The organism is Kitasatospora sp. NPDC056184 (genome assembly GCF_042268405.1).
Classification (GTDB): Bacteria; Actinomycetota; Actinomycetes; order Streptomycetales; family Streptomycetaceae; genus Kitasatospora.
Window position 1 is genome coordinate 130,747 of the sequence record NZ_JBHJUI010000012.1, and the last position, 19,100, is coordinate 149,846.

A 19,100-nucleotide genomic window follows, 5' to 3' on the forward strand; every position below is an offset into this window, starting at 1 on the left:
AACGGTTCGCCGGACAGCGGCCCGGCAGCGGAGGCAGGGCTCCGGGGGACCGGTCCGCCGCCGTGCGGCTGTGCGGCGCATCAGGTCGCACACCCCTGGTCGGAGCACGCACGAAAGGCGGGTCCGCGCGGCCGGCCACGGGGGGAGCGCACATGACCGGGCCGCTGTCGCGTCGGGCGAAGGGCACGGATCCGTCCGCCCCGGCCGCCGTGCCGGAGCCGATCGCCGTTCCCGAAGCCCCCTACGACTACGCCTACTTCAGCCGCCTCGCCGGCCGCGCGGTCGAGGACCCCGCGCCGGACGAGCCGTACCGGGTGCAGTACCGCAGCCTGCTGCGCCGCGAACCGCACCGCATCCGGGCCGCGCTGCTCCTGCTGGCCGCGCCCCTGGTCGAAGGCGTGCTGCTGGTCTGGCTGCTCCAGCCGGGCCACTGGCCGGTCCGGCCCGGCGAGACCGACACCTGGCTGCTGGTCGGCGACAAGGTGATGATCGGGATCATCGCCGTGGTCGAGGCGTTCCGGCTGGTCAACGTCGTCTCCAACGTGCACGCGACGCTCGCCGCCCGCGACCCGGTCCCGGTGACGCCCGAACGCGGCACCCGGGTCGCGTTCCTCACCACCCTCGTCCCGGGCAAGGAACCGCCCGAGATGGTCCGCGCGACGCTCACCGCCGCGCTGGCCGTCCGGCACGACGGGCCCTACCAGGTCTGGCTGTTGGACGAGGGGAACGATCCCGCCATGCGCGATCTCTGCGACCGGCTGGGCGTGCGCCACTTCAGCCGGGACGACATCCCGCAGTGGAACACGCCCAAGGGCCGGTTCCGTGCCCGGACCAAGCACGGCAACTACAACAGCTGGCTCCAGGCGTACGGCGCGGACTACGACTTCTGGATCTCGGTGGACACCGACCACGTGCCGCTGCCCGAGTTCTGCGAGCGCATGCTCGGCTACTTCCGCGACCCGGATGTGGCCTTCGTGGTCGGCCCGCAGGTGTACGGGAACTACCGCAGCTCGGGTTCGGTGGTCACCAAGTTCTCGGAGAGCCAGCAGTACCTCTTCCACGCCCTGGTCCAGCGGGCCGGGAACCGCTACGGCGCACCGATGTTCGTCGGGACCAACAACGCCGTCCGGCTGGAGGCGCTGCGCTCGATCGGCGGGCTGTACGACTCGGTCACCGAGGACATGGCCACCGGTCTGGAGTTCCACCGGAGCCGCAACCCGGCCACCGGCGCGCGCTGGAAGTCGGTCTACACGCCGGACGTGCTGGCGGTCGGCGAGGGACCGTCGTCCTGGACGGACTTCTTCTCGCAGCAGCTGCGCTGGAGCCGGGGCACCTACGAGACGCTGCTGACCCAGTTCTGGCGGGTGGCGTGGGGGCTGTCGCCGGGGCGGCTGCTGAACTACACGCTGCTCGTCTCCTTCTACCCGATGGCGGCGCTGACCTGGCTGCTCGGCGGGGTGTCCAGCGTGCTCTACCTGGGGTTCGGCGCCTCGGGCGTCCATGTGTCGTCCGAGCTCTGGATGGCGCTCTACAGCGACGCGGCCGTGCTGCAGCTGCTGCTCTACACCTGGAACCGCAAGCACAACGTGAGCCCGCACGAGCCGGCGGGCTCCTCGGGCGTGGCGGGCATGGTGATGTCCGCGCTGTGCGGTCCGGTCTACGCGGCGTCGCTCCTCCAAGCCCTCCTGCGGATCCGCAGCCGCTTCGTGGTGACGCCGAAGGGCGCGTCGACCAGCCCCGACCGGGTCTCCACCTTCCGGTTCCACCTGTTCTGGGCGGTGGTGTTCGGCGGCGCCGTCGCGGCCTCCTTCCGTACCGGCCACGACCACGTCGCCATGCGCACCTGGGCCTGCCTGGCCCTCCTCCTGAGCCTGCTGCCGATGCTGCTGCTCGCCGCGGACGCCGTGCGCCGCCGCCGGGCCCGGCCCGTCTCGACCCTCACCCTCACCCTCACCCCGGCGGGCGCGACCGCCACCCCGGCTCCCGCACCCGGGCCCGCGCCCGCGCCGGAGCCCGGCTCCACGCCCGCAGTCGAGCCCGAGCCCGAGCCCGAGCCCGAACCCGAAACCGCCTCCGAACCCGAAGCCACACCCGCCACGAGGGGATGACGAACCACCGTGAAGATCCGCCACACCGGCCGCACCCGGCGCTTCGCCCTCGGCAGCACCGTCGCCCTCACCGTGGCCGGGATGAACGCACCCGCCGTCCTCGGCTTCGCCACCGACCAGTACCACCACTACGCGATCAACCGCCCCGCCTACAAGGCGGAGTACGGCCACTGGCAGACCCTGGTCCTCCCCGCCGAGTTCCGGATCAACGCCATCCACGCCGCCCTGCTGCGCACCGGCAAGGTCCTGATCATCGCCGGCTCCGGCAACAACCAGAAGAACTTCGACGCCGGCACCTTCCGCAGCCTGCTCTGGGACCCGGTCGCCAACACCTACAAGAACGTCCCCACCCCCGCCGACATGTTCTGCGGCGGCCACACCGCGCTGCCCGACGGCCGAATGCTGGTGGCCGGGGGCACCCGCCGCTACGAGGCGCTGGACGGCGCGGTGAAGAAGGCCGCCGGCACCATGCGGATCCGCAACGAGGACCCGGACACCGCCCGCAGCCTCCCCCGGGGCACCGTCTTCCGCGCGCCCGACGGCCGCGAGTACGTCTCCACCGACGACGTCACCGTCCCCGCCGCGACCAAGACCGGGGCCGGCGCCGCGACCGTCGTCACGGCCGGCGAGACCAGGGTGTTCGCCGAGGCGGTGGCCCCCGGCCCGGGCTCGGTGCTGGACTCCCCCGCCCAGTACACGGTCAAGGGCCTGACCGGCGCCGACGCCCGGAACGTCTACGGCACGGCCGACCGGATGACCCTGGAGAAGCAGGACTACCAGGGCATCCGCGCCGCCTTCGAGTTCAACCCGGACACCGAGCTGTACGAGCAGGTCACCGACATGGCCTACGCCCGCTGGTACCCGACGCTGACCGGTCTGGGCGACGGCCGGGTGGTCACCGTCTCCGGGCTGGACGACACCGGCCAGATCCTCAGCGGCAACGACAACGAGATCTACGACCCGGCCCGCAAGACCTGGTCCAAGGCCCCCGACCGCTACTTCCCGACCTACCCGTCGATCTTCCTCACCGGGTCCGGCAAGCTCTTCTACTCCGGCTCGAACGCCGGCTACGGCCCCGCCGACAAGGGCCGCGCGCCCGGGCTCTGGGACCTCGCCGACAACAGCTTCCACCCCGTCCCCGGCCTGCGCGACCCCGAGCTCACCGAGACGTCCTCCTCCGTCCTGCTGCCGCCCGCGCAGGCGCAGAAGGTGATGGTGCTCGGCGGCGGGGGCGTCGGCGAGTCCCCGCTCTCCACCGCCCGCACGGACATCGCCGACCTCGCCGCCGAACGGCCCGCGTTCACCCCGGGCCCCGACCTGCCGGCCGGCGGCACCCGGTACCTCAACAGCGTGATCCTGCCCGACGACACCGTCTTCACCACCGGCGGCTCACGCGACTACCGGGGCAAGCACCGCAGTGACCTGCTCAAGGCGCAGACCTACCACCCGGACACCAACACCTTCACCACCGCCGCCGAGCCGGCCGTCGGCCGGAACTACCACGCCGAGGCCCTGCTGCTGCCCGACGGCCGGGTGGCGGTGCTCGGCTCCGACCCGCTCTTCAACGACAGGGCGAACACCGAGCCGGGCACCTTCGAGCAGCGGATCGAGATCTACAGCCCGGCCTACCTGTTCCACGGCGAGCGGCCGCGGCTCACCGGCGCCCCGGCCGCCGCCAAGCTCGGCGGCACCGTCCAGGTGACCGCTCCGGCGCCGGGCGGCATCGCCACCGCCAAACTGGTCCGGCCGAGCTCGGTCACCCACGCCACGGACGTCGAGCAGCGCTCGGTGGCCCTGGACATCACCGCGCGCACGGCGGACGGCCTCGCGCTCACCCTGCCCGCCAACCCGAACCTGCTGCCGCCCGGCTGGTACATGCTCTTCGTCACGGACGCCGCCGGCACCCCCTCGGAGGCCCGCTGGATCCAGGTCACCCCCTGAGCGGAGAGGCCCGCTACCCCGCGGCCCCGGTGCCGCCGGCCGCCGTCGCCAGCCCCAGCGCGTACGGGAGCCAGAACTCGCCGGCGCGCGGCTCGCCGCGGCCGCACTCGCCGTCCGACTCACCGGGGTTCTTGATCCAGAGGTAGGCGTCGACGCCGGGCCGGCCGGTCCCGGTCGTGGGCGGCGCGCCGAGGGCCCGGCCGGGCGGGTTGCACCACGCCCCGGCGTCCAGCGGGCCGTTGCCGTTGCGGCTGGTGTCGACGACGAAGTGCTTGCCGTCCAGCAGGGCGGACAGCTGCGCGCCGAACGCCTCGTTGCGGTCGGTGGTGAAGAAGTTGGAGACGTTCACCGCGAAGCCGTCGGCCGCCGCGATCCCCGACTTGCGCAGGGCCTCGGCCAGCGCCGGCAAGTCCTGCGTCCACCCGGGGTTGCCCGCGTCCAGGTAGACCCGCACCTGCGGGCGCTTCTTCAACTCCTGGACGGCGAAGGCCAGCAGGCCGTACCGCTCGGCGGCGGCGTCGCCCTTGACCCCGCAGGTGTCCAGGGTGTGCGCGACCGCGTCCGGCTCCAGCACCACCCAGGCCCGGCGGTCGCCGATCGCCTCCGCCAGGCCGGTGATCCAGGCCCGGTACGCGCCGGCGTCGGCCGCCCCGCCGGCCGAGTAGAGGCCGCAGTCCCGGTGCGGGATGTTGTACGCGACGAAGACCGGCGTGCGGTCGGCCTCGGCGGCACGGCGGCTGACCTGGTCGGCGATGCCCCGGGCCGCCTGGTCGCCGAGCCACTGGGAGGACGGCTGGGCGGCGATCCGTTGCAGGGTGTCGGCCTCGGCCGTACGGCCCTGGCCGCGCAGGGCGGCCGCCTGGCGGGCGACGGAGGTCTGGTCGGAGACGTAGAAGGTCTGGCCCGGAAGCTGCGGCAGCGTGCCGGCGCCGGCCTGCGCGGTCGGCGTCCCGCTCGGACTCCCACCACCGGGCGCGGTCTGCGCGCCGCCTGCGCTCTTCCCGGTACTTCCCCCCGAGCAGCCCGTGACACCCGCCACCAGTCCCAGCAGGGCCACCCCCACAGCCAGCCGGAACCCCGCCCCTCGCCCTACTCGGCGCACCTACGCCCCTCCCCCGCCCCGGTCCGGCCCCCAGCTTCGCACACCGGAGCACCGCCCGCCGTCCACCTCCAGGTGAACGGCGGGCGCTCGCCCCACGGCAGACGCTCCGTCAGGCCGGTCGAGGGGGCACCGCGGCTCAGGCCTGCTTGAGGTCCGGGATCCGCCAGTCGATCGGGTCGACCCCGAAGCCGTCCAGCGCGGTGTTGATCTGCGAGAACGGCCGGCTGCCGAAGAACAGCTTGGCGGACAGCGGGGACGGGTGCGCGCCCTGGACCACCACGTGCTTCTCGGTGTCGATCAGCGGCAGCTTCTTCTTGGCGTAGTTGCCCCAGAGCACGAAGACCACCGGCTCCTCGCGCGCGCTCACCGCCTTGATCACCGCGTCGGTGAACTTCTCCCAGCCCTTGGCCTTGTGCGAGTTGGCCTCGTGCGCGCGCACCGTGAGCACCGCGTTGAGCAGCAGCACGCCCTGCTCGGCCCAGTGCATCAGGTAGCCGTTGTCCGGCGCCTGGATGCCGAGGTCGGCGTCCAGCTCCTTGAAGATGTTGCGCAGCGACGGCGGGGTCTTGGTGCCGGGCAGCACCGAGAAGCTCATGCCGTGCGCCTGGCCGTCGTCGTGGTACGGGTCCTGGCCGAGGACGAGCACCCGGACCTTCTCGTACGGGGTGGCCTCCAGCGCGGAGAACTCCTGCCCGCTCGGCGGGAACACCTGGTGCTCCGAGCGCTGGGCCGCCACGAAGGACGCCAGCTCGGCGAAGTACGGCTTCTCCGTCTCGGCGCCCAGCACCCCCCGCCAGGACTCCGGCAGCTCCAGCCCGGTACCCGCTTGCGCCTCGCCCACGTTCGCCTCGACCGTCCCCGCCTCGACCGTGTCCGTCACGACGACCTCTACCTCCCACCGGGCGGCCGCTCACCGCGGCACCGCCCCGACCCGCGGGCGTATCGCGCCGCTCGCGCCGTACGCCCTCTTTCACCCCGAACGCTACACAGACCCACCGACAACCGGCTCAACGCCCAGCTCACGGGCCGCCGCCCTCGCCACCCGCAGGTGCTCGACCACGTTCAGCGCCACCAGCACCACCGCGAGCGACACCAGCGCGGTGATCGCCGGCCACCGCACCATCAGCGGCGCGAGCGCCAGCACCACCGCCGCCGCCCCGATCCGGGTCGTCGCGACCGAGCGGAACATCATCCAGCGGGTGTAGCCGAAGGTCAGCAGGTACAGCCCGCACCCCCCGTACAGCAGCGCCACCGACCCTGCGCCGAGCGCCCGGCGCGGATCGGCCACCGTCTCCCCGAACCCGACCGCCACCGCGATCACTCCGGCGACCAGCGCCAGGTGCCCGTACTGGAAGACCCGCCGCACGACGTCCCGGCGCGAGTCGGCGACCTCGACGGCGTGGCGCATGGCGTCGGCGGCGTAGACGAAGTACTGCCACCAGAGCCCGGCGGAGATGGTGAACGCGGCGGTGACAGCGAGGAGTTCGGCCGCGTCGAGGCGGGCCGCCGCCGCGGTGGCGCCGATCCCGACGATCGACTCGCCGAGCGCGACCAGCAGGAACAGGGCGAACCGTTCCGGCATGTGCGCCGGGTGGTACGCGACGTTCGCCAGCCGCCTGCGGAACACCACCGGAGCGGACAGGTCGCAGAGCGCCGCCAGCCCCCACAGGACGACCCGCGGCCCCTCCGGCAGCAGCCCGCCCGCCACCAGCAGCGGCCCGCTGACCAGCACCCCCACCCCGTACGGCCCGCGCCACACCCCCGGGATCCGCACCAGCAGGAGCAGCAGCACGATCCGCGCCGCCCAGTACGCGGCCCCGAGCAGCACCCCCCGTCCCTCCCACGCCCCGGGCACCGCGAGCGCCATGACCAACCCGGTCAGCCCGACCGACAGGATCCCGAGCCGGTCCCGCGCGGTGTCCACGTCCCGGATGTTCGCCTGCACGGTCGTCCCCACCCAGCACCAGTACACCGGCACGAACACCACCAGCGCCCGGACGACCCCTATCCCGTCGTGGTGGTGGTGCAGCAGCCCCGACACCTGGGTGATCGCGAACACGAACACCAGGTCGAAGTACAACTCCGCCCAGGTGACCCGCTTCTCCCCCGCCAACTCCCCCGCGCCGCCCATTCCGTCCTCCCCGACGCCCACAGCGAACGGGCCCCGCTCCCGACCGTCGGCCGGGACCGGGGCCCGCAACAGCAGCCCCGAGGCTAGAGCAACCCGGCGGGGCCCGCGACGCCGGACCGGACAGACGCCGGACCGGACACCGGGCCATCGGCCGACCGGTCCCCGACGGCCCGCCGGTGACGGTGGTTCCTCCCGGGCCGGGGGCCGGTCCGGGCTGTGGGCGGGCTCTGGGAGGCGCGGGGAGGGACGACTACGCTGGTCCACGTTGGGGCAGCCGAGCGGCGCCCGGCCGGCCACCGGTGTCCGGTCCGGAGCGATGCACGAGATCGTTCAGAACCATCGCAAGACGTAGGAGACACCGACGTGGCAGAGCGAGAGCGCAAGCCGATCGATTCCTGGCTGACCGACATGGACGGCGTCCTCATCCACGAGGGCGTGCCGATCCCCGGGGCCGACACCTTCCTGAAGCGGCTGCGCGACTCCGGCAAGCCGTTCCTGGTCCTCACGAACAACTCGATCTACACCCAGCGCGACCTGCACGCCCGGCTGGCCCGGATGGGGCTCGACGTCCCCGTCGAGCACATCTGGACCTCGGCGCTGGCCACCGCCAAGTTCCTGGAGGACCAGCGGCCCGGCGGCACCGCCTACGTCATCGGCGAGGCCGGCCTGACCACGGCGCTGCACGACGTCGGCTACGTCCTCACCGACACCGACCCCGACTTCGTGATCCTCGGCGAGACGCGGACCTACTCCTTCGAGGCGATGACCAAGGCCGTCCGGCTCATCGACGCGGGCGCCCGGTTCATCGCCACCAACCCCGACGAGACCGGACCGTCCGCCGAGGGCGCGCTCCCGGCCACCGGGGCGGTGGCCGCCCTCATCACCAAGGCCACCGGGGTGGAGCCGTACTTCGTCGGCAAGCCCAACCCGCTGATGATGCGGGCCGGGCTGAACGCCATCGGCGCGCACTCCGAGAACAGCGCGATGATCGGCGACCGCATGGACACCGACATCGTCTCCGGCATGGAGGCGGGCATGTCGACCTTCCTCGTCCTCACCGGCCTGACCCAGGCGGAGGACGTGGAGCGCTTCCCCTACCGGCCGACCCGGGTCGTCGAGTCGATCGCCGACCTGGTCGACCTGATCTGACGCGCCGGCGCACCGGCGCACCGGGGGTCCTCCGTGCGGGGAGGACCCCGGACCCGGGCCCGTCGTCATGCCCTCCTCAAGGGCTCCTTAAGACGCCCCTAACGGCGGCGGCACCCCTCGGCAGCACGGCCCGGTCCGGCTACCGTGAACGCCACGCCGCCGCGTCCCCCACCGCGGCGGCGGCACGCTTCCGCTCCCGCGCGTCCCGGCGCGGGGACCCGCCCCCCCCCGCGCCGACGCCCGAAGGCCGCCGCCGGGGGCCGACGCCGAAACCGGGGCCAACCGGACGCGCCGTGGTTGAGTAGGACGCATGACGACCTCCGCGCACCGAGCCCCGGCCGCCCCCTCCGGAACCCACCCGCCCTTCCGCGTCGGTCTGATCGGCTACGGGCTGGCCGGCTCCGCCTTCCACGCCCCGCTCATCGCCACCACCCCCGGGCTCCGGCTGGACGCCGTGGTCACCGCCAACCCGGAGCGCCGGGAGCAGCTGCGGCGCGAGCACCCCGGGGCGCGCGCCGTCGACACGCCCGAGCAGCTGCTCGCCGATCCGGAGGCGCTCGACCTGGTCGTCATCGCCTCCCCCAACCGCACCCACGCCCCGCTCGCCCGCGCCGCCCTGGCCGCCGGGCTGGCCACCGTGGTCGACAAGCCACTGGCCGGGACCGCCGCCGAGGCGGCCGAGCTCTGCGCGCTCGCGGAGGCGAGCGGCACCCTGCTCACCGTCTTCCAGAACCGCCGCTGGGACGGCGACTTCCTCACCGCCGCCCGACTGGTCCGCGAGGGCGCGCTCGGCCGGGTGCACCGCTTCGAGTCCCGCTTCGAGCGCTTCCGCCCCAAGCCCAAGCCCGGCTGGCGCGAGCTCGCCGACCCGGCCGAGGTCGGCGGCACCCTCTACGACCTGGGCAGCCACCTCGTCGACCAGGCGCTCACGCTCTTCGGGCCGGTCGAGACGGTGTACGCCGAGATCGACGTCCGGCGCGACGGCGCGGTGGTCGACGACGACGCCTTCCTCGCCCTCACCCACGCCAACGGCACCCGCTCCCACCTGTGGACCAGTGCCCTCGCCCCGCTCGTCGGCCCGCACCTGCGGGTCCTCGGCGACACCGCCGGGTACGTCAAGTCCGGCATGGACCCGCAGGAGGCCGCCCTGCGCTCCGGCCTGCGCCCCGACGCCGCGACCCCCTGGGGCGCCGAGGACCCGGCCCGCGACGGCGTGCTCGGCACCGACGAGTCGACGGTCACCGTGCCCACCGACTCCGGCGACTACCCCGCCTTCTACGCCGGAGTCGCCGCCGCCCTGGCCGACCCCGGCACCCCGCCCCCGGTCGACCCGCGCGACGCCGTCGCCGTCCTCACCGTCCTGGAGGCCGCCCGCGCCTCCGCCGCCACCGGCAGCACGGTCCGGCTGGACCCGGCCGACCGGGGCTGAGCACCCCGGCGCGGGGGCGGGTCCGGCCCGCCCCCGCGCCCGCGCGTACCGCCCGTCCCTTCCGGCGGAACGCCGTGTCCCCGCCCTTCACCGGGCTCCTGAACTCCGCTGAACTCGGCCCGCCGCCCTGCCGTTCCGCTCGCCCGTTCGCCTACGCTGCATCCCATGCAGACCTGGGGGGAGCGGTATCAACAGGGCCTGACGGACAGTGCGGAGCAGCGGCGGCGGGCCAAGGCCGACGCGGTCGCGCTGCAACGCCGCAGCTGGGCCCGGGGCGAGAACGTCCACTGGACACCCGTCACGGTGACCACCCCGGACGGCCGGCCGGTGGGTCTGCGGGTCGTCTGGATCGGCGCCGGCCTGCCCGGCGACGGGAACCTCGACAGGCGCGCGTCCCGCAACCTCGTCGCCGTCCACCTCATGGGGCTCCTTGTCCTGCTGTCGGAGCTCGTCGGCGCCCTGATGCTCCTGGGCCTCGCGCTCCGCTGGCTCCACATCGAGCTGACCGGCCGTCCGCACTACGCCGTCCTGGCCACCGCCGACGGCGCCCCGGTCGCCGTCCACCGCACCCGCCGCCGCAAGCAGGCCCTGATCGCCGCGGCCGCCCTCGCCGACCGCATCGAACGCGAGGGCACCACCGCCCTCGCCGCCCCGGGGGGCGACCGATGACCGACGGCGCCGCACCCACCGGATACCGCCCCGGGTCGCGCATGATGGCACTGCAGCGCCGCAGCTGGGCCCGGGGCGAGAACGTCCCCTACACCGGCCACGTCGCGGTGGCCGGCCCGGACGGCCGGACGGTCGGCCTCTCCGTCGTCCGGCTCGACGTCCCCGGCGCCGTCCCGAAGCCGAAGCGCCGCCGCAGCGGCCCGGGTATCGAGGCCTCGGGCCTCGCCTCCGACGCCTCGGGCATCGGCGCCGTGCTCGCGATGGTCGCCGTTCTCGGCTTCCTCCTGTTCGTCGTCGGCCGCTGGCTGTTCAACGAGCTGACCGGCCGTCCGCACTTCGCCGTCCTGGCCACCGCCGAGGGCACCGCCGTCGCCGTCCACCGCACCCGCCGCCGCAGGCCGGCCCTGATCGCCGCGGCCGCCCTCGCCGACCGCATCGAACGCGAGGGCGCCACCGACCTCGCCGACCTCACCGCCCCGGGGAGCGACCGATGACCGACTCCGTCGACGAGCGCGCCGTCCGGGAGGAGCAGCGGCGACGGGAGCGGGAGTGGACCGCCGAGTTCGAGCGGCGGGCGGCGGCGGCCGACACGGCGCGGGAGGAGCGTGCGCGGGCCGACCGCGCAGCCGCCCTGCGGGCGGCCTGGGCGCGCGGCGGGCGGGGTGAGCGGCACACGTTCGCGGAGGTCGCCGCCCCGGACGGCGGGGAGCCGGTGCGGATCGCGGTGGTCTGGCTCGGCCGGTACCGGCCCGTGCGGAGGGCGTTCCGCGGGAGCGTCACCCACGGGCAGGTCGGCGACGGGCTGGGCATCGTGATCGTCGCCGCCGCCGGCCTTGTGCTGGGGCTCCACCACATCGTCCGCCGCCTGCTGCTCCGGCTGTCCGACGGACCCCGCTGGGCCGTCGTCGCCGCCGTGAGGCCGGACGGGAAGCACGTGGTCGTGCGGCGCGAGCGCGACGAACGGCCCGCCGCGCTCGCCGCCGCCGCACTCGCCGACCGCGTCGAGCGGGACGGCGCGGCGGCCGTCACGGCCGCGGGCGGCTGAGCGGGGTCAGACCCCGATGACCTCCACGGCCGAGCCCAGCCCCTTGAAGTCCGCGACGTTGCGCGTGTACAGCGGCAGGCCGTGCGCGGAAGCGATCGCGGCGATCATCAGATCGATCCGGCGCGGGCGCGGCTGGCGGCCGGCGGCGATGGTCAGGGTCACCAGGGTGCCGTAGCGGGCTGCGGCGGCCGCGTCGAAGGGCAGCGGCTCGAAGTCCGCCATCGCGGCGCCCAGCACCTCCATCCGGGCCGCCCGGCTGATCGGGTCGCGGGCCATGGAGACGCCCTGCTGCAGCTCGGCGAAGGTGATCGCGGTCAGCTCCGGCACGGCCGGCAGGTCGGCCGGGCTGAGCAGCGCCAGGTCGATGTAGACGCAGGTGTCCAGCACCCCGGCGGGCCGCCGCCGGGAGGCCCGTCGCCGCTCAGCCACGCGGCCGCTCGAACGGGTCGCCGCCCTCGTCCCCGACCAGTTCCTCCGGCCCGAAGTACTCCTCGGCCTCCTTGCGCAGCTGCTGGTAGTCCACGCGCGGCAGCTTCACGTGCCGCGCCACCAGTTCCTCCGCCGTGAGCCGGCGCCGTCCCGCCACCGGCCGCAGCTCGGCGACCTCGACCCCGTTCCTGGTGATGTGGAAGGTCTCCCCCGCCTCCACGGCGTCCATCACCGCGGCGGAGTTGTTCCGGAACTCCCGCTGGGTAATCGTCTTCATCCTCCCAAGGTAGCCCCGCGTAGCACCAGCGGCTACACCTCGCGCGGCAATCGTCGGAATCGACCGCCCGAGGACGGCCGGACGGGGGCAGCCAGATGTGGGTCAGGGCCATCCGGACGCCCTGAACCGGGAACCGGGGCGGGGGCCCGATCGTCTTCCCGCTGTGCAGGCACAGGATCCGGAGCGCAGCAGGAGGGCAGGGACGTGGCGCTGGTCGCGATGCTGCTCGGGATGCTCCGGGTGCTGAGTGGCGGGGAGTGGCTCGCCGAGGGCGGCGGGTCGCTGACCTCGGTGGCGGCCGCGGCCGCCGTGGTGCTGGTGACCGGGGCGGTCGCGGGGGCGCTGGTCGTCGCGCGGCTGCTGGGGGCGCGGGCACCGGCGAACGTGCGGGACGGGATGCTGCGCAGGCGCGCGTTCCGGACGGCGTTCCTGCCGCAGCGCGATCCGGACGCCCGGGGCCGACGGCGTCCCAGGGCGCCGGGGGCGGCCCCGGCGGCCGCGTAGTCCCGGTAGCAGTCCTTCCCGGAACGCCGCACAGCGCGGCCGTCCTCCGCCGACCACTCGTACCCCGAGACCCCGGAGGGCTCGCCCCGTCATGTCCGTTTTCGCTGTCCTCGACCCGGCCGTCGGCCTGGCCCACGACGTCGTCGCCGCGCTCGCGCACGTCGTCCCGACCGCGCTCGCGATCGTCCTGTTCACCGTCTGCGTCCGGCTGGCGCTGCACCCGCTGGCGCGGGCGGCGGCGCGCGGCGAGAAGTCGCGCGCCCGGCTGGCGCCGCGGGTCGCCGAGCTGAACCGCACCCACAAGGGCCGCCCGGAGAAGCTCCAGGCGGCTCTCGCCGAGCTCTACCGGGAGGAGAAGGCCTCGCCGTTCGCGGGGTGCCTGCCGATGCTGGTGCAGATCCCGTTCTTCTCGGTGATGTACCGGCTGTTCACCACGCCGAACGACCTGCTCGGCCACACCCTGGCCGCCACCCCGCTCGGCCTGCACGTGGGCCAGGCGCAGGGCGCGGGGCAGTGGGCGGTGTTCGCCGTGCTGTACGCGGGCCTGGCGGCGGTGGCGTACGCCGGCTTCCGGCGGGCCCGGCGCGCGCAGGCCGCACAGGCCGCCGTGGGTGGCACCCCGCCGCAGCCCGGGTTGGCGCTCCTGCCGTACCTGTCCTTCGGCACGGTGCTGTTCGCCGCCCTCGTGCCGCTCGCGGCCGGGGTCTACCTGCTGACCACCACCACCTGGTCCGCCGTCGAGCGGGCCTGGCTGTACCGGGACGGCGCGCCGGAGCCCGCGGGAGTGGCGCTGGTGTGACGCCCGGGTCGGAGCGCGTGCCGGGACTCCTCTAGCCTGTGTGATCGTTTGGGCCGGTCGGCCGGACGCTCACACAGGTGAGATCACACAGGCGAAGGGAAGGGTCGGATCATGGCGGTCGCTGCTCCGGCGTTGGCCGAGTTGCGGGAGGTCTGCCAGCCGCAGGCGAAGCTGGCGAGCCGCAACGGGGAGCACTGGGCGGGTCGGCTCTACATGCGCGCCGTGTCGCTGCGGGTCACCCGCCAGTTGGTGCGGACCTCGGTCTCGCCCAACACGCTGACCTGGGTGATGGTGGTCTGCGGGGTGGGCGCCGGGGCGGCGCTGCTGATCCCGGGGCTGCCGGGCGCGGTGCTGGCGGTGGTACTGATGCAGGGCTTCCTGCTGTTCGACTGCGTCGACGGCGAGGTGGCCCGCTGGAAGCGGCAGTTCAGCATGGCCGGGGTGTACGTCGACCGGCTCGGCGCCTACCTGGCGGACGCCGCGCTGATGATCGGCGCGGGTGTCCGGGCGGCCCGGGGCGGCTCGGAGCTGTGGGTGTCGGTGGGCCTGGCGGCCGCGCTGGGCGTGGTGCTGCTGAAGGCGTCGACCGACCTGGTGGACGTGGCGCGGGCGCGCAGCGGGATGGCGCCGGCGGACGAGGAGTCGACGCAGCCGCGGTCGCAGGGCATCGCGACGGCGCGCCGGCTGGCGTCCGTGTTCAAGATCCACCGGGTGACCAACGGGATCGAGGCCTCGCTGGTGCTGCTGGCGGCGGCGGTCGTGGACGCGGTGGTCGGCAACACCGACCCGACGCAGGCGACGGTCGCCGCGATCACCGTGATCACCTGGGGGATGGTGGTCGCGCACCTGGCGTCGATCCTGTCCTCCTCCCGCCTGCGCTGAGCGGGCACCGGGCCCGCCTCCGGACGGCGCGCCGCCCCGAGGGGTGGCGCGCCGTCGCACGTCCGCGGGACCGTCGCCCGGTCCGATGACGGCCCGCACGAGGGCTTCGCCGCCGGTGCCGACGGCGTCGGCACCTGAGCCCGCCACGGCGGCGACGCCCCTCCGGGAGACGCCGTCAACCCCGATGGCGCCGGTCGCACCGCCCCCGCCGTTCGGCCGGGCGGCGTCGTCCCCTCGGGGACGCCGGGGCTGATCCCGAGGGGTGACGCGACCGGCTTTCACGGGTGCGAACGTGGTTGCCGGGTCCCGGAGTTCGGGCCCCGGGGAGGGATCACCATGAACGTCACCCGCACCACCTCCGCCACCCGGAGCGGCCGACGCGCCCGGCGGCTCGCCGCCCTCGCGCTGGCCGCCGCCACCGTCGTCGCACTCACCCCGGCGGCGGCGGTGGCGGCCGACGGCAGCAGTTCGACCACCGTGGCGTCCGACGCCGCCACGCGGGTCGACCTGAGCCCCGAACTGCGGGCCGTCGTCGAACCCGGCGCCACCACGGCCGCGCTCGCCGAGACCCGCGAGAACGGCCGCCGGACCTGGCGGGACTCCGCCGGCGTCACCGACCTCGACTCGCGGCGCCCCGCACGCGCGGACGGCCGGTTCCGGATCGGCAGCGTCACCAAGACCTTCGTCTCCACCGTCGTGCTCCAACTCGTCGACGAGGGAAAGCTCCGGCTGGACGACCCGGTCGAGCGCCACCTGCCGGGCGTCGTCCCGAACGGCGGCGCCATCACCCTGCGCCACCTGCTCAACCACACCAGCGGCCTGGACGACTACCTGGACGACCCGCGCTTCCTCTTCAAGGGCGAGGAGAGCCTGCGCACCTTCCTCGCCGGACGCCGCTGGCAGGACTACCGTCCGGCCGAGCTGATCGAGGCGGGCGTCGGCCGGCCACCGCACTTCCCGCCCGGCCGGGGCTGGCACTACTCCAACACCAACTACATCCTCGTCGGCGAGGTCGTCCGCAAGGTCACCGGGCACCGCTGGCAGCGCGAGGTGGAACGGCGGATCGTCGAGCCGCTGCGGCTGAAGGACACCGTGTTCCCGGGCTCCTCGCCGGGCGTCCCCGGCCCGCACGCCCACGGATACGCCCGACTGCCGGAGGGCCCGGTGGACATCACGCTGATCAACCCGACCGTCGGTGACGCGGCGGGCAACGGGATCTCCACCACCGCCGATCTCAACCGCTTCCACGCCGCCCTGTTCGGCGGCGCGCTGCTGTCGCCCGCGCGCTTCGCCGAGATGACGACGGTCGTCCCCGCCACCGACCTCGACGCGCACTACGGGCTGGGACTCATCCGCTACGACCTCCCGTGCGGCGAGGTCTGGGGCCACACCGGCGGCGTCCCCGGGTACAGCACGGTGTGGCTCGGATCGAAGGACGGCACCCGGCAGTTCGCGCTCTCCTTCAACGATGTGGCCGGTGTGGAGAGCCCCGGCACCCACGCCGCGATGAACGCCTTCGTCCGGACGGCCTCCTGCGGACCGCAGGCCGCCGCAACGACGAGCGCGGGCGTGAACTCATCGTTCGCAGAGCTTCGTTGAGACCCGCCATGCGCGACCGGACGAGTGTCGGGGAACGCCCGCCGTCAACCCCGGCGATGCCGATTTCACCGGTCGGCCACCCCACCGTTCGACCGGGTCGTGCACTACCCCCGAGGGCCGACGGGGCTGGTCCCGGAGGCTGACGCGACCGGGTGCGGCGGGTGCGAACGTGGTTGGAGGGGACCGGAGTTCGGGCCCCGGGGAGGGATCACCATGAACGTCACCCGCACCACCTCCGGCATCCGGACCGGCCGACGCGCCAGGCGGCTCGCCGCCCTCGCGCTGGCCGGCGCCACCGTCGTCGCACTCGCCCCGACGGTGGCGGTGGCGGCCGACGGCAGCAGTGGGCCGGCCTCCGTGTCGGCCGACGCCGCCACGCGCGTCGACCTCGACCCCGAGCTGCGCGCCGTCGTCGAACACGGAGCCTCGACGGCCGCGCTCGGCGAGGCGCGCGAGAACGGCCGCCGGACCTGGCGGGGCTCCGCCGGCGTCACCGACATCGACTCGCAGCGACCGGTGCGCGCCGACGGCCGGTTCCGGATCGGCAGCGTCACCAAGACCTTCGTGTCCACGGTCGTGCTCCAACTCGTCGACGAGGGGAGGATCCGGCTGGACGACCCGGTCGAGCGGTACCTCCCGGGCGTCGTGCCGAACGGCGGCGCGATCAGCGTGCGCCAACTGCTCAACCACACCAGCGGCCTGTACGACTACCTGGACGACCCGCGCTTCCTCTTCCACGACGAGGCCAGCCTGCGCTCCTACCTCGCCGCGGGCCGCTGGATCACCTGGAGTCCGTCGCAGCTGATCGAGGTGGGCGCGCAGGGGACCCCGTACTTCGCGCCGGGGCAGGGCTGGCACTACTCGAACACCAACTACGTCCTCCTCGGCGAGGTCATCCGCAAGGTCACCGGACACGCCTGGCAGAGCGAGGTGGACCGGCGGATCGTCAAGCCGCTGCACCTGGACGAGACCACGTTCCCGAGCTCCCGGACAGCCGTGCCGGGCCCGCACGCCCACGGGTACGTCAAACTGCCGGAGGGCCTGGCGGACATCACCCGGCTGAGCCCCAGCTTCGGCGACGCGGCCGGCAACGGCATCTCCACCAGCGCCGACCTCAACCGCTTCCACGCCGCCCTGTTCGGCGGCAGGCTGCTGTCGCCGGCCCGGCTCGCGGAGATGACGACGGCCGTCCCGGCGCCGATGATCGGCGCGCACTACGGGCTGGGCCTGATCCGGTACGACCTGCCGTGCGGCGAGGTCTGGGGCCACACCGGCGGGCTCCCCGGGTACAACACGGTGTGGCTCGGGTCGAAGGACGGCGCACGGCAGTTCTCGCTCTCCTTCAACCTCTCGCAGGGGGCGGAGACCGAGGAGACCTTCACCACGCTGAACGCCTTCATCCTCAAGGCGTCGTGCGGCACCGGTACCGCGGCCGCGAAGGGTGACACCACGGCGAACGCGCCGCTGACGATCCTGCGTTGAGCAAATCCGGCCGGGACGGCGGGCAGGGCTTGCCGTCAACCCCTGCGAAGCCGATCGGCCGACGCGCCGACCCCGCCGTTCGGCCGGGTCCCGGAATACCTCCGGCGGATCAGCGGGGGCCGCCGACGCCGGTCCGGAGGACGACGCGGCACGGGCGGGGCGGGTGCGAGTCTGAGGGGCGAAGGGCCCGAGGTCCGGGCCACGGGGAGGATGAATCACCATGGCGTTCCTTCAGACCCGAGCACCGCGCGGGCGCGGCCGGTTGGGGATCCGGCTGGCCGCCGCCGCACTGGCCGGGGCGAGCATCGTCACGCTCGCCCCGGCGGCGGCGATGGCCGCCGCACCGGCCGGGACGTCCGAGGCGTTCGGGGCCGAGGCCCGCCCGCGCGGTGGCGACGCCCAGGCGGAGCTGCAGGCGTTCATCGCGGACGGCTCCTCGACGGCCGCGTTCGCCGAGGTCCGGCAGAACGGCCGACGGGTCTGGCGGGGCGCGGCCGGCACGTCCGACCTGGCCACCGGGCAGCCGGTCAGGCCGGACGGCCGGTTCCGGATCGGCAGCGTCACCAAGCCGTTCGTGTCGACGGTCGTGCTCCAACTGGTCGCCGAGCGCAAGCTGCGGCTGGACGACCCGGTGGAGCGCTACCTGCCGGGCCTCGTCCCGAACGGCGGCGCGATCAGCGTGCGCCACCTGCTCAACCACACCAGCGGGTTGTTCGACTACCTGGAGGACCCCCAGTTCTTCTACAGGGACGAGGCGAGCCTGCGCGACTGGGTCCACGGGTCGAGCCGCTGGCAGGACTACCGGCCGGAGCAGCTGGTCGCGGTCGGCGTCGCGCACCCGCCCTACTTCGCGCCGGGACAGGGCTGGCACTACTCGAACACCAACTACGTCCTCGCCGGAATGCTGATCCGGAAGCTGACCGGGAAGAGCTGGCAGAGCGAGGTCGAGCGGCGCATCGTCCGGCCGCTGCACCTCGACGACACGACGTTCCCCGGCTCCGGGACCGGCGTGCGCGGCCCGCACACCCACGCGTACGCCAAGCTGGCGGAGGGGCCGGCGGACATCACCCGGCTGAACACGACCGTCGCCGACGCGGCGGGCAACGGCATCTCCACCGCCGCCGACCTCAACCGCTTCCACGCCGCCCTGTTCGGCGGCAAGCTGCTCCGGCCGGCCGAGCAGGCCGAGCTGAAGCGGACGGTGCCGACCGGCTCGGGCCACTCGTTCTACGGACTCGGCGTGGCCCAGGCCGACTTCGGCTGCGGCCCGCTGTGGGGCCACGACGGCGGCCTGCCGGGCTGGGGCACCCTGCTGTTCGGCACGGCGGACGGGAAGCGGCAGGTGGCGCTGTCGTACAACCCGTACGAGGGCACGGACCCGTCGGGGATCGACACGGCGGTCGTCAACGTGGCGGCCAAGACGCTGTGCGGCTCCTCGGCCCCGGCGGGGGCGGTCGCGGACGCGACGGCCGGACTGTCGGCCCTGCGGGGCGCGAGCGGGGCGGCCGCCGCGCGCTGATGACCACCGGGGTCGGCGCCGGACTCGCGCCGACC

General features: G+C 74.4%; 18 protein-coding genes. 13 read left to right on the forward strand and 5 right to left on the reverse strand.

Annotated elements, in window-relative coordinates; translation table 11 throughout:
* The first annotated feature begins 152 nt into the window (after positions 1 to 152).
* Both ACFC0B_RS24110 and ACFC0B_RS24115 read left to right on the forward strand, forming a co-directional pair.
* On the forward strand, positions 153 to 2,108 hold the full coding sequence (locus ACFC0B_RS24110) for a glycosyltransferase family 2 protein (protein ID WP_376089329.1): 1,956 nt from the start codon (positions 153 to 155) through the stop codon (positions 2,106 to 2,108).
* Between the two features lie 9 nt (positions 2,109 to 2,117).
* On the forward strand, positions 2,118 to 4,049 hold the full coding sequence (locus ACFC0B_RS24115; protein WP_376089332.1) for a galactose oxidase-like domain-containing protein: 1,932 nt from the start codon (positions 2,118 to 2,120) through the stop codon (positions 4,047 to 4,049).
* Between the two features lie 13 nt (positions 4,050 to 4,062).
* On the opposite strand, the gene ACFC0B_RS24120 is transcribed toward ACFC0B_RS24115, so the two are convergent.
* The 3 genes from ACFC0B_RS24120 to ACFC0B_RS24130 all read right to left on the reverse strand — a co-directional run bounded on the left by ACFC0B_RS24120 (position 4,063) and on the right by ACFC0B_RS24130 (position 7,282).
* On the reverse strand, positions 4,063 to 5,106 hold the full coding sequence (locus tag ACFC0B_RS24120; RefSeq protein ID WP_376089335.1) for a glycoside hydrolase family 6 protein: 1,044 nt from the start codon (positions 5,104 to 5,106) through the stop codon (positions 4,063 to 4,065).
* A 181-nt stretch (positions 5,107 to 5,287) separates the two neighbouring features.
* Entirely contained in the window at positions 5,288 to 5,965 is a 678-nt protein-coding gene (locus ACFC0B_RS24125) for a uracil-DNA glycosylase (protein WP_376089723.1), read from the reverse strand.
* Between the two features lie 168 nt (positions 5,966 to 6,133).
* Positions 6,134 to 7,282: a low temperature requirement protein A gene (locus ACFC0B_RS24130; protein ID WP_376089338.1), complete on the reverse strand. Its 1,149-nt coding sequence runs from the start codon at positions 7,280 to 7,282 to the stop codon at positions 6,134 to 6,136.
* A 408-nt stretch (positions 7,283 to 7,690) separates the two neighbouring features.
* On the opposite strand from ACFC0B_RS24130, the gene ACFC0B_RS24135 reads away from it, so the two are divergent.
* The 5 genes from ACFC0B_RS24135 (at position 7,691) to ACFC0B_RS24155 (ending at position 11,574) form a co-directional block, all read left to right on the forward strand.
* Complete coding sequence (locus ACFC0B_RS24135; protein ID WP_376089726.1) at positions 7,691 to 8,431, forward strand: HAD-IIA family hydrolase; 741 nt, start codon at positions 7,691 to 7,693, stop codon at positions 8,429 to 8,431.
* Between the two features lie 310 nt (positions 8,432 to 8,741).
* Positions 8,742 to 9,860: a Gfo/Idh/MocA family oxidoreductase gene (locus tag ACFC0B_RS24140; RefSeq protein ID WP_376089341.1), complete on the forward strand. Its 1,119-nt coding sequence runs from the start codon at positions 8,742 to 8,744 to the stop codon at positions 9,858 to 9,860.
* Positions 9,861 to 10,025: 165 nt separating this feature from the next.
* Positions 10,026 to 10,529: a hypothetical protein gene (locus ACFC0B_RS24145; RefSeq protein ID WP_376089344.1), complete on the forward strand. Its 504-nt coding sequence runs from the start codon at positions 10,026 to 10,028 to the stop codon at positions 10,527 to 10,529.
* 44 nt (positions 10,530 to 10,573) lie between these two features.
* A complete protein-coding gene (locus ACFC0B_RS24150; protein WP_376089347.1) occupies positions 10,574 to 11,023 on the forward strand; it encodes a hypothetical protein in 450 nt (149 codons plus the stop codon).
* Complete coding sequence (locus ACFC0B_RS24155; RefSeq protein WP_376089350.1) at positions 11,020 to 11,574, forward strand: hypothetical protein; 555 nt, start codon at positions 11,020 to 11,022, stop codon at positions 11,572 to 11,574. Before ACFC0B_RS24150 ends, ACFC0B_RS24155 begins: the two co-directional genes overlap by 4 nt.
* Positions 11,575 to 11,580: 6 nt before the next feature.
* On the opposite strand, the gene ACFC0B_RS24160 is transcribed toward ACFC0B_RS24155, so the two are convergent.
* On the reverse strand, positions 11,581 to 12,003 hold the full coding sequence (locus ACFC0B_RS24160; protein ID WP_355370541.1) for a type II toxin-antitoxin system VapC family toxin: 423 nt from the start codon (positions 12,001 to 12,003) through the stop codon (positions 11,581 to 11,583).
* Positions 11,996 to 12,280, reverse strand: coding sequence for a type II toxin-antitoxin system Phd/YefM family antitoxin (locus ACFC0B_RS24165; RefSeq protein WP_376089353.1), 285 nt, complete (start codon positions 12,278 to 12,280; stop codon positions 11,996 to 11,998). Before ACFC0B_RS24165 ends, ACFC0B_RS24160 begins: the two co-directional genes overlap by 8 nt.
* A gap of 204 nt (positions 12,281 to 12,484) precedes the next feature.
* Between ACFC0B_RS24165 and ACFC0B_RS24170 the strand changes: the two genes are divergently transcribed.
* The 6 genes from ACFC0B_RS24170 (at position 12,485) to ACFC0B_RS24195 (ending at position 19,065) form a co-directional block, all read left to right on the forward strand.
* Entirely contained in the window at positions 12,485 to 12,784 is a 300-nt protein-coding gene (locus ACFC0B_RS24170) for a DUF6412 domain-containing protein (protein WP_376089356.1), read from the forward strand.
* Between the two features lie 91 nt (positions 12,785 to 12,875).
* The gene (locus tag ACFC0B_RS24175; RefSeq protein ID WP_376089359.1) at positions 12,876 to 13,583 is read left to right on the forward strand and encodes a YidC/Oxa1 family membrane protein insertase; all 708 of its coding nucleotides are present in this window, start codon (positions 12,876 to 12,878) and stop codon (positions 13,581 to 13,583) included.
* Between the two features lie 111 nt (positions 13,584 to 13,694).
* On the forward strand, positions 13,695 to 14,465 hold the full coding sequence (locus tag ACFC0B_RS24180) for a CDP-alcohol phosphatidyltransferase family protein (protein ID WP_376089362.1): 771 nt from the start codon (positions 13,695 to 13,697) through the stop codon (positions 14,463 to 14,465).
* 336 nt (positions 14,466 to 14,801) lie between these two features.
* The gene (locus tag ACFC0B_RS24185; RefSeq protein WP_376089365.1) at positions 14,802 to 16,064 is read left to right on the forward strand and encodes a serine hydrolase domain-containing protein; all 1,263 of its coding nucleotides are present in this window, start codon (positions 14,802 to 14,804) and stop codon (positions 16,062 to 16,064) included.
* Between the two features lie 213 nt (positions 16,065 to 16,277).
* A complete protein-coding gene (locus ACFC0B_RS24190) occupies positions 16,278 to 17,546 on the forward strand; it encodes a serine hydrolase domain-containing protein (protein ID WP_376089368.1) in 1,269 nt (422 codons plus the stop codon).
* 220 nt (positions 17,547 to 17,766) lie between these two features.
* Positions 17,767 to 19,065 (forward strand): serine hydrolase domain-containing protein, encoded by a 1,299-nt coding sequence (locus tag ACFC0B_RS24195; RefSeq protein ID WP_376089371.1) that lies wholly within the window; start codon positions 17,767 to 17,769, stop codon positions 19,063 to 19,065.
* The last annotated feature ends 35 nt before the right edge of the window (positions 19,066 to 19,100 follow it).